Annotated in this window: 7 protein-coding genes and 1 tRNA gene; 1 reads left to right on the top strand and 7 read right to left on the bottom strand. The window is 46.1% G+C overall.

Annotation, left to right across the window (positions count from 1 at the left end):
* Positions 1-13: 13 nt before the first annotated feature.
* The 6 genes from KKA81_08305 to KKA81_08330 all read right to left on the bottom strand — a co-directional run bounded on the left by KKA81_08305 (position 14) and on the right by KKA81_08330 (position 7,922).
* Entirely contained in the window at positions 14-259 is a 246-nt protein-coding gene (locus KKA81_08305) for a GIY-YIG nuclease family protein (protein MBU2650923.1), read from the bottom strand.
* 43 nt (positions 260-302) lie between these two features.
* Positions 303-377 (bottom strand) — tRNA-Pro (locus KKA81_08310).
* Positions 378-716: 339 nt separating this feature from the next.
* Entirely contained in the window at positions 717-2,747 is a 2,031-nt protein-coding gene (locus tag KKA81_08315; protein ID MBU2650924.1) for an LruC domain-containing protein, read from the bottom strand.
* Between the two features lie 156 nt (positions 2,748-2,903).
* Positions 2,904-4,043, bottom strand: a complete 1,140-nt coding sequence (locus KKA81_08320; GenBank protein ID MBU2650925.1) for a hypothetical protein — start codon at positions 4,041-4,043, stop codon at positions 2,904-2,906.
* Between the two features lie 243 nt (positions 4,044-4,286).
* The gene (locus tag KKA81_08325; protein MBU2650926.1) at positions 4,287-6,596 is read right to left on the bottom strand and encodes a hypothetical protein; all 2,310 of its coding nucleotides are present in this window, start codon (positions 6,594-6,596) and stop codon (positions 4,287-4,289) included.
* Positions 6,597-6,614: 18 nt separating this feature from the next.
* A complete protein-coding gene (locus KKA81_08330) occupies positions 6,615-7,922 on the bottom strand; it encodes an amino acid permease (protein MBU2650927.1) in 1,308 nt (435 codons plus the stop codon).
* A gap of 282 nt (positions 7,923-8,204) precedes the next feature.
* On the opposite strand from KKA81_08330, the gene KKA81_08335 reads away from it, so the two are divergent.
* Complete coding sequence (locus KKA81_08335; protein ID MBU2650928.1) at positions 8,205-10,262, top strand: VCBS repeat-containing protein; 2,058 nt, start codon at positions 8,205-8,207, stop codon at positions 10,260-10,262.
* 73 nt (positions 10,263-10,335) lie between these two features.
* Here the strand turns inward: KKA81_08335 and KKA81_08340 are convergent.
* A partial coding sequence (locus tag KKA81_08340; protein ID MBU2650929.1) for a hypothetical protein occupies positions 10,336-10,709 on the bottom strand: 374 nt, incomplete at its 5' end.

The following is a 10,709-nucleotide window of genomic DNA, read 5'->3' on the forward strand; positions in this document are numbered from 1 at the left end:
CAGGCGGGACGCGCTAACCAGACTGCTTTTGATCTTCAATAAATCTTTTTGCGCCTCTTTTTTTTATTTTCATTTCCATTTTTACCGCTTCTGAGCGTGAAGGAAAAGAAAAACTTAAAACTAACCTCCAAGGCCCTTTCCCCTTCGTGGACTTAGTATGGTTATTTTGATGCCTAAGTAAACGGCTTTCCAAATCCTTTGTCGATCCTACATAATACCTGCACAAACGATCGGAATATATGATATACGTGTAATACATATAAAAAGGCTTACTGCTTTAACAATAAGCCTTTTTAGTTTTGTCGGAGTGGGGAGATTTGAACTCCCGACCTCTTGACCCCCAGTCAAGCGCGCTAACCAGGCTGCGCTACACCCCGGAAACGAGTGTGAGTGTGGGTGTGAGTGTGAGTGTGGGAGTATGGGTGAATGAGTGTGAGTGTGGGTGTGAGTGTGAGTGTGTGGGTGTGGGTTTGAGTGTTGAGTGTGAGTGTGTGAGTGTGTGAGTATGGGTGAATCAGTGTGTGTGTGGGTTTGTGTGAGTAATACAAACGGGTTGCAAAGATAATGTTTTTTTCGCAATACAAAACAAGGGAACTGGAATTTGAATGGTGGGGCTGACCTGGAAGGGGGGGTAACTTTAAAGCCGGCTGTTATTATAAAAAGCAATAGCTTACTTTGAATAAAGTAAGCTATTGCTTCTATGCGGTTTATCGGATTTATTGCGGTGTGTAGATATTTTGCGCATTCCTGTACCCCGGTTCGTCGTGGTACCAGTCGGTATAGGCTGTTCCTCCGCTGTTTACCCAGTCGACCAGTTTAAGATGTGCACTGGTGATATCGCGGGTCTCAATGGGATAATCAAACTCTTCGGGTACATAAAGGCACCAGGGGAGGTTGGTAATTGTTTTATAGTATCTTCCTGATGCCGGTATGCTGTTATCGTCTTCTGTCCCAAAGTATGAGAGGTTGGCCAGGGCGGTGGGCGGGTAATCTGCCGGGTGTGTCTCCCGGCCCCTGTCGAGATTAATGATCAGGAAAGGGTTATATGGCGGGGCGCCCATCGTTTGCAGTGCAACCGGATCCGTGAGGGTTAAGGCAAGGCTGAGTTCAGCCGGGTTTTCATAGGCTGAGTTTTCCTTGGTATTGATAAATCGTATGGAGTTATGGGGAAAGGTGTTGAAAACATTGTCAAACACCACTACCACAGCCTCGTTTTGTCCTGTTTCAGTGCCGTTGGCATTCACGGTTACCAGGTTTTCCTGAAGATTCTGTCCTGTTATTCCAACAACATTTCCGGGTGTTGTGTTGATCATGAACCCAAAGCCGTTACGGAAGCTGGCTCCAACTGCCCTTACTTTAAATTCCGCCAGGATATCTTTGACTTCGTTGCTTGAATTCAGCACCTGGGTGAAGTTGCAGTCCAGCACCAGGTCGTTGAAGTCGTAGTCGCCCTTTGCCGGCCAGAGATCCTCGAAGATAAGGGATCCGTATTCGTTTTCTCCCGGGTAGTATAGATTCAATGCTCTTTCAGGATCTGTCGGATAATCGTCGAAGGGGTCATCAATGCCGTCGCCGTCACCATCGGGGACACCGGGATCAAGTGGCGGGAGGTTAATTATTTCAGCGGCTGTGATCGGGTTTGCTGTGACATAGAATATCAGGTCGTTAAAATCATTGTCACCCCCGGGTCTTTCAATATCTTCGAAACCATTCAGGATGACGCCCCGTTCCGAGTCGAAGAGCTGAACGTTATGCTGCTGGTATTGAGGGTCTGTTTCAGGATTCAGATAAGGTTCGCTGTAAAGCATGTTTCTTCCATAGGTCACCTGGCCGTTGTCCCAGCCATCGGCGATGAGTACCCAGGCAATAACCGTATTGGCAGTGAATTGTCCGATATAAACCTTGTCACCGGAAAACAGTCCTCCTCCCGATCCATCAAAAGAAGCATTGGGAAGGATGATGGTAACATCGGGAATATCGTTAACCGTGGCTGGCGGATTTCCAACCGGGTAAGTGAAGAATCCCAGTGTATTGGTATATCCTGCTCCTTCATGAACAAAAGTGACCCATACATCGGCATCTTCAATTAATACATAACTGGTTTCATTGTTAGCTGCAAGATATTCAGGATGATATACCGGAACGGAATAATATTCCGGCAGGGCGGCATTAATATCATCGAGCATATCCTGGGGGATGACATCCCCGACAGGCTCCAGGTAATCGGGAACGCCAAGGGAATTGTAGGTTCCGAGATACAGGAAATCCGGGTTCATCACTCCGGCAGTTCCTTTTAGGGAAGCAGTCTTGTTTTTCCCTCCAAAAGTATATTCCAGGATGCCATTGGAGACAGGTACTTCAATGATATTGGGCAGTCCGATATACCGGGTGGTAATCACAAAGCTTTCTCGGTAACTGGCTGCGGGGAACGTGGTTTGAAGTGTTCCGCCTGTTCCTGTGAAACCGCTGAATACTTTTATGCCTCCGTTTTCAGGATCATCAGTGTAAATGTCGAATCGGACATTAACCAATGGCCCGTCGTTATTATCTTTAGCTGTTATGTTTACCTGGATATCCTTTTGCATGCTCCAGTCAAACGCAGGGTCGGCTACGATGTCACCAAATGAATTGATGGGAGTGGGTGCAGGATTACTTTTATCCTCATTTTCTTTTTTGCATCCAACAACAATTGTAAGGATGATTGCCAGGAACAATGCCAGGCATTTAAGGTTTTGATGGCTTTTCATGGTATGTCAGTAGATTGGCTTTTTGGCTTATACGGAAAACAATGGTTAAAGATACATTTTTTTGATAGATGCAGATCCGGTGATTCTGCCTTCTACCGGCCTCGTTAACAGAGTGTCGGGAATTATTCTCCATTGATTCTGGCTGGCATGATTTACTCACACCACCGGTGGTCTGAAAAACATCGAATGAATATAGTCGCTGATAAACAGCGGGTATTTTTCATCCTGTTTCTGCCAGATACGATCGAGATCCCTTTCAGGGTAATGTCCCATGCATGACGATGCATATTTCAGGAAATCGGTGCCTTCTTCGGACCGGCCTTCTATTCTGGCAAGTATGGCTCTGGAAAGGTATTCCAGGGTCTGGAAGGTATTGGTGACTATGTGCGGGTTCATCCTGTTGTAATATGTTTTCAGGATGTATTCAACGATATGTTGTGTGGTAATTACGTTGGCTGCCTTGTTGAATCTCTTTTTGTTGATTTTCTGGTAACCGGCAGGCAGGTAGAAATTTTCTCTTTCGCGTTTGTACAGGACTTCCCAGTGCATAAGATTGTATTGTTCGCTGAACTTATTAAGGTTATTGTTTTCAATCTTCACGTAGCTGGGGATATCAAAGTAGCACTTCATCCTTTCATAGGAGAAGTTGTCGAGGATCTCAATTTTCAGCTTGTGGCGGTTTTCGTTGTAGTATGATCCTGATACAAGGTACACATTGCTTTTCTTGGTGTACCAGAACAGGTCGAGCGCTCCCAATGCATAACTGAGTGTTTCCGCCACATGGTGGCATATGAAGTTGGTTTGAATCAGTTTGAAAATGATTCCATGGCGGTAGCTGGCATTGAGCTGGTTATTCAGGAAAAGGTCTCTTACGTGTCCTGAAATCTTTTCCCGGTCACACATAGGCCCTTTGCTTCCTGAATACTGTTTGCCCAGGTACAGATCTTCAAAACTCAGGTTCGTATCTTTCAGCGTATGTCCTGAATAGAAATGAGTGCTGTGGGTTTTAACCGTCATCATTAAAGGGGTGCAGAGTTTCACGATCTTGTCCCCGAAAGCACCCTCTCCGAATGAATTGATCTGAAATGCCAGGATCTGGTATGTTTGCCGGTTGAGCTCCCTGACAAAAGCAAATCCGTCGCGGCAATAGATCCTTCCCGGAATATCCAGGGAGTCATTGGCCAGGATGTTGGCGATAAACTGATCAAAAGCTTCTTCAGTGATGGGCTTCTTTCCCGTAGCCGGAATCTGGCTGCGGACAAAGCGCTGAAAGTTTTTGTATTTTTCTACGAACATGTTTAAAAATTTGGTTTAACTTCGATTTTTAATATATACCTGAAATAGAAAGCTTCAGGTTGCAGGTTTCAGGTTTCAGGTTTCAGGTTTCAGGTTCACTTACCATTAACCTGCACCCTGCCCCTCGCTCCCTACCCTTTGCTCCCTGCAACTTGCTCCCTGCAACTTGCAACCTGCCTCTTGCAACCTGCCTCCTGCTTCCTGCAACCTTAATTCATCCCTCCCTTTCACCCTTCAGTTTACTCACGTATTTTTAATACACATTGTCCTGAAGTACTTCCTTCCGTTTCTTTCCATGCGTTCCACACCATGAATATCACTTTCATAACCCGGGAATGCGTTTTCGAAATCCTGCCGCATTTTCAGGTAGCGGAATACGGGGGCGGCTTTTTCATTCATGACCTCGCCTCCCATCATAATGGGTATTCCCGGAGGATAGGGTACGATCATGACTGCGGGGATACGTCCCATCATATTATCGAGTTCAACGAATTCGACATTCTTTTTAACAACCTCGTGATAGGCATCAGCCGGTTTCATAGCCTGGTCGGGGATCACCTGGAAGGCTTCCTGCATGCGGTCGAGCATTTTATGTTCACGGAAATAGCGATGCACATCGTTAGCGTGTTCCTTAAGACCGACTTTTCCGTATTTCTTCGGCCATGCAGCGGTCATTTCCGGGAAGACTTCGGCCAGGGGCGCGTTCCTGTCATAAAGATCCTTGAATTTCAGGAGCTCTGCCAGGAGGGTTCCCTGCTTTCCGCGTGTGGTACCGAGGGAGTGCAGCATCAGGAAGGAGTAATAGTCTGTCTTTTCACACACTATCCCTTTGTTGATCAGGTAATTGGTGACCAATGAGGCCGGTATGCCTTCTTCGGCCATTTCACCATGATCGTTAATACCCGGGGTTGTGATCGTGAGTTTGATGGGATCAAGCATGGCGTAGTCGTCTTCGATATCTTCGAAGCCGTGCCATGGATTATTTTTGTTCATAACCCAGACATCCTGATTAGCGGCGAGTACTTCGGCAGGAACGTCTTCGAAGTTTTTGGTTTTTCCATCGATCACCACCTGGCGGGGCTGCCACATACCGAAGAACCAATCGTTTTCATCTTTCTGGCGCAGGTCTTTCAGGATGCTGACCATCTTTTTCCTGAGGTGTATGGCTTCAGTGATGGTATCATTGAGCATGATATCACCATTATCTTCCATCATTTTTGTTGCCACGTCCAGGGAGGCGATCATGCTGTATTGAGGAGAGGTGGAGCCATGCATCATGTATGATTCGTTGAATTCATCGGGATTGATATCGACATGGCTGCCGTTGCGAATATGGAGCATAGATGCCTGGGAAAGTGCCGTAAGCAGTTTGTGTGTAGAGTGTGACACGAATACCGGAGGATGTTCCTTGTTCAGGTCATCATCGGCCATGCCGAAATGGTTTTTGTAGATAGGGTGGAAGCGGGCATAGGCGTACCAGGCTTCGTCGAAATGCAGGTTTTCCACGCTGAGTGCAAGTTGCTGCTTGATGCGTATCACGTTATAGCACACCCCGTCGTAGGTAGAATTGGTCAGAGCCGACATTTTGGGTGTGAGATTCTTCATCGAATCGGGTACAAGTTTCGATGCCATTAATTTATTCCTGACCGATTCAATGGAGAACTCCGAAAGTTTCACCGGACCGATGATGCCCCGTTTATTTCGCCGGGGTATCATATATATAGGTATGGCTTCGGTGATGACCATGGCGTAGTTGAGTGATTTATGGCAGTTTCTGTCGACAAAGGCGATGTTGTCGCGCACAAGCTGGCTTCTCCAGATGATCTGATTCACGTTGGATGTGCCGTTCAGGACATAATAAGTATAATCGGCACCGAAGACTCTGGCGGAGTTTCTTTCCGCTTCGCCGGTGACACCGCTGTGATCAAGCAACGATCCCAGTTCGGGAACGGAGATGGAAAGGTCTGAGCGCAGGGTATTTTCCCCGAAAAACTTATGAAACGCCACTCCTGCAGGGCTTCTCAGGAAGCCTTCACCTCCCATATGGCCGGGTGTATGCCAGGCATACTTGTAATTTTGTGCATATTTAACCAGCATTCCGAAAAATGACGGATATACGCTGTGGATATAGTTTTCCAGGTGCATTTCGATGCGGCCGGCAAGAAATTCGACCGTATCGGCGGTTTTCCACAGGTAACCGCTGATCTTCTGGAGTACTTCCAGCGGAATATCCTCCGTTTCCAGCCGGTCGGCCAGAAGAAGCACCGGCATATTGGGATTCCGCTCATGGATATAATTGATCAGATCGGTTGCCGTAGACTCTTCCTGCTTATCTTCTTCGGGCAGGTTCCAGTCGATAACGGCAAGGCCGATATCCGACCTGGAATGGATGATCTCCGTTGCATCTTCATAGGTGAAGGAAGGAATGACACTGCAATCCTCCACTTCCTCAAGTTCTTCGATCAATTCCGACAATCTGAATCCCTCGTCGTTTTGTGCGTTGAATTCAGCGGATACGATAAGTACCGGCCATTGATGTTTTGTGATTTTCATTTCCTGGATATTTATAGATTAATTGTTATTCTGTTTTTTGGCAGATCCGTTAATTCTGAGGCTGTAAACCGCCAGCATTATGATCACCAGCACGATCACCAGCCATAGCTCATCCATATTGGCCGACATGAAGGCCGAAATGATAAAGGTGGAGGATATGGCAACGATGATCCAGGTACTGATTTTGCTTGTACCGGTTTCCATCTCTTTGCGGATCAAAGCTATTCCTGACCAGAAGTAGGGGAAAAGCAAAAGCAGCACTGACAGGGTTACAGTAATGTTGAAAGCTACTGCAACATTGCTTCCAAGCATCATTAAAATAACCTCGATGACTGTCATAATAATACCGTTGATCACCAATCCTTTGCTGTTAATACCATGTTTATTGGTATAGGAATATGCTTTTGGCAGGAAGCCGTTATCGGCACTGGTTTTGGCAGCGCTGGCAGAAGAAAGGTTCCATACGAGGAAGCTGGCCAGGCAAGCTATAGCCATCACGAGAGAAACGATCTCTCCTGCGTAATGAGAACCGGTGATTGTTTCGATAGATAAAGCGAAAGAGGCTGGTGCATCCTGGATTTCCTTAGCGGTGAACATACCTTCGATTACGGTTGTGGAAGCTATGTAGATGATGGCTACAATGATGAAGCCTATGATCGTGGCGATGGGCACGATCTTTTTGGGATTGCTTATGTATGAATTGTTTGTTGCAACGCTTTCCACCCCGACATAGGAGAAGATCAGGATGGCAAAGCCCGACATGATGGCGCTGCCACTGCCTTTACCGCTTACGTTCCAGTTGTCTTTGAACTGTGTTAAGTCAAAGTCCAGCCATCCTGCGACAGCGGTAATGATTACAGAAAGCAGCAACAGGGTAACTGTGATAGAAACGATTTTGGTTATGATACCTGCCCCTCTCAGGGAAAGGGCGATAAACACCCAGATCAGAGCGATCACGGTAATACCCAGGATGATCGGGTGACCCAGTTGTGGCATGAACATTTCCAGGTAACCTAAGCCTGCAATAAGAATCGATACATTGGAAATCAGATTACCATAAACATAAAAGAAGCCGCTTTTGGCTCCCAGAATGGGGTTCACATAGGTTGCCAGGGCCGTAGGGCTGGGATCATCGAAAATGCTTCCTGCCCTTACATAAACAAGGGTAAGGAAGAGCGCACCTATGGTTACAAGGATAAAGGAAACCAGGGTGATAGACCCCGTGTATGCCAGTTGCTGGGGGAGCGCTATAACACCGCTGCCCGCAAGACTGGATACGATCAGGGCTATAGCCCCGATAAGTCCGAGCTTTTTCTTTTCACTCATAATACAGTTTGTTTGTTACCGGTAAAATCAAAAACTAAGCTGTTATAACTATTGCCGAAGCATGTTACTCAGAAAATATGTCCGGAAAGTAATTTTAAGATTTGGTGGATTATAGGCTTCTACGTAAGTCTGGTAAAAAAGTTAATTCCGAACGCTATAAATTTATGAATAACGTATATTAAATGCAATAAAAATGTCAGAAAGTTTTATATGAGTTTTCATGGGGTAAATTCTAAAGAATTCCCTACTTTTATCCTGTTACATTTAATTTTGTTGAGAGTTATGAAGAAATATTGCATTGTTTTATTACAGTTAACATGCAGTTTACTGATTTTCGCCCAGCCGGAACCCGCCTTTCAGTATGTTGAAAGCTCCAATGGCATGAACAATCCGGAATGGGAAAGCGGAAAGACGGAACTGGAATTTGCCGACATCAACCAGGATGGTTATGTGGACATTTTAACCATAGGCGATCACAGTACCCCCTCTGAACGCTGGGGGACTCATGGTATAATGGTTTTTTTCGGAAATGGAACCGGTTCCTGGTCATTACAGATGAACGGTTATTTTGGCTATGGTGGCATTGCCATCGGTGATGCCAATAACGATGGCCATTGGGATGTGGGTTACGGGATGCACCACGCATATTCTTCCACTGATTTCGGGGATCAGTTGATAGAGGTTGCACTGGGTGATGGTACCGGGATCAATTGGACGCCCTGGGATGACGGACTGGCGACCAACGGGGAAGACTGGGGGATGTTCGGGACTGATTTTGCGGATGTGGACAACGATGGAGATCTTGATATTGGTTCCAATAGTTTTGGCTCAGGATCCGGGTTGCATGTATATCTCAATCAGGGCGACGGTACCTGGGTACAGAGTTTCGGGATAATGGAAGGTAACTCCAATATGCGTTTTGTCTTCGGGGATATCAATAATGATGGTAATGCTGATTTTGTGGTTACCCATGATGCGGGAATCGCTTTTTTCGGAACAGGCGACGGGAATTTTTACAATGCCGATTATAATTTGCCACAATACTCTTTTCCTGTGACCGGTCCCGATCTGGATGATATTGACAAGGATGGGGGCAAGGATCTATCTTATGTGAACGATAATGGAGGCATCAGTGTGTGGAAATTTGATACGGGAAGCAACCAGTGGATCAGTCTGGCCGGAACACTTCCGGCATCCGGTGATTACCAGGAAACCCAGTTGTGTGATTTTAACAGTGACGGTACCATGGACATTGCAGCTTTTGGCGAAGCAAACCTGACGATCTGGAAAGGGACCGTAACAGACGATCCATTGAGCGTAACCTGGACCGAAGTTTTTAACACCCTTACATCAAACAACGGTGATTGTGGCGCATTCCGCGCCGGCGGAGATGTTGACCGGAACGGTTATCCCGACATTACATTGGTGGAAAAGGTCGGCAACTGGCCCAATGATATTAACCGCATCAAATGCTATAAGGAGAACTCACCTGTCTTCCTTCATTATATCAAATATGTTTATCCCAGGGGCAATGAGGTGTTCCGGCAGGGATCCGTCCAGTTTATCGACTGGATCTCGGCAGTCCCCGTCTCATCGTCATCGGGGGTTAAGATCGAGTATTCACTACAAGGCAGAAAGGGGCCTTACACGGTTTTAACCGGTGATTTTCCCAATGGGGGCCGTTATCAGTGGACTGTTCCACAAACAATTTCCACAAATAACTGCTTTATAAGATATACTTTGGTTGACGACGACGACACGCTGCTTGCCTATACTCCCAAGCCCTTTACCATTCTCGGGGAAAATGGAATGGAAGCAGATTTTGTGGCCGACTCCACCCTTGTATATCCCGGTTCAGAGATACAATTTACCGATTTGTCGCTGGGTTTGCTTACCTCCTGGGAATGGGATTTCGACAACGACGGCACCGTTGATGCAACCGAAAGGAATCCGGTATATGCCTATACACTTCCTGGAATTTATTCAGTGAAACTGACCGTTTCCGATGGCAGCAACACACAGTCGGAAGTGAAAACGGATTACATAACGGTTCAGTCGCCGGCGGGATGGGAAGAACCGGACATTGTTTTGGAGAGTATATTTCCGAATCCTGTGGCTGACAGATTAAACGTAACATTCCAGACAAAAAGCATAACTCAGATTAATTTCATGGTCATTGATCCAGAAGGGAAGCCTGTTAGAACAGTCTCCCGTGAATCCTTCATGACGGGCAAACATAGTATTGCTTTCAGTGTTGATGATCTCTCTTCCGGCATTTATTATTTGCTTATGGTTGTGGAAGGCAATGAGTTAATGCATAAATTTGTTGTTGTGCGTTAGTTGGATATTAAATTGAAAGGCATCCCGAGTTTTATTTCCAGGATGCCTTTAATTCGTTTTTCTCTGACTAAGCCTATTTTTTCAGCGCTTCAGAAATGTAAGTTTTCAGGATCAGGAAATTTGCATAAGCCTTGGTTTCCTCCTGATCCAGGATAAGTTTTCCGTCACAGGGTTTCAGGAAAAGGTTTTTGATCATCAGGTCGACTCCACACATGATCTGCTCCCAATCTTCCTTTGAACGTAATACAGCTACAAGGTTATCAACCGGATCGTTTGTTGCATTGACCTCTTCCGGTTCAGATTCATCAGAGACAGTTTCAGCTTCATCAGAGACAGTTTCAGGTTCATCAGAGACAGTTTCAGCTTCATCAGAGACAGTTTCAGGCTCATCAGAAACAGTTTCAGGCTCATCAGAAACAGTTTCAGGCTCATCAGAAACAGTTTCAG

It is taken from the genome of Bacteroidota bacterium (genome assembly GCA_018831055.1).
GTDB lineage: Bacteria > Bacteroidota > Bacteroidia > Bacteroidales > B18-G4 > M55B132.

Excerpts from the sequence above, each read along its gene's own strand:
- KKA81_08335 (MBU2650928.1), top strand. The coding sequence starts at position 8,205 with ATGAAGAAATATTGCATTGTTTTATTACAGTTAACATGCAGTTTACTG.
- KKA81_08305 (MBU2650923.1), bottom strand. The coding sequence starts at position 259 with ATGTATTACACGTATATCATATATTCCGATCGTTTGTGCAGGTATTAT.
- KKA81_08330 (MBU2650927.1), bottom strand. The coding sequence starts at position 7,922 with ATGAGTGAAAAGAAAAAGCTCGGACTTATCGGGGCTATAGCCCTGATC.
- KKA81_08320 (MBU2650925.1), bottom strand. The coding sequence starts at position 4,043 with ATGTTCGTAGAAAAATACAAAAACTTTCAGCGCTTTGTCCGCAGCCAG.
- KKA81_08325 (MBU2650926.1), bottom strand. The coding sequence starts at position 6,596 with ATGAAAATCACAAAACATCAATGGCCGGTACTTATCGTATCCGCTGAA.
- KKA81_08315 (MBU2650924.1), bottom strand. The coding sequence starts at position 2,747 with ATGAAAAGCCATCAAAACCTTAAATGCCTGGCATTGTTCCTGGCAATC.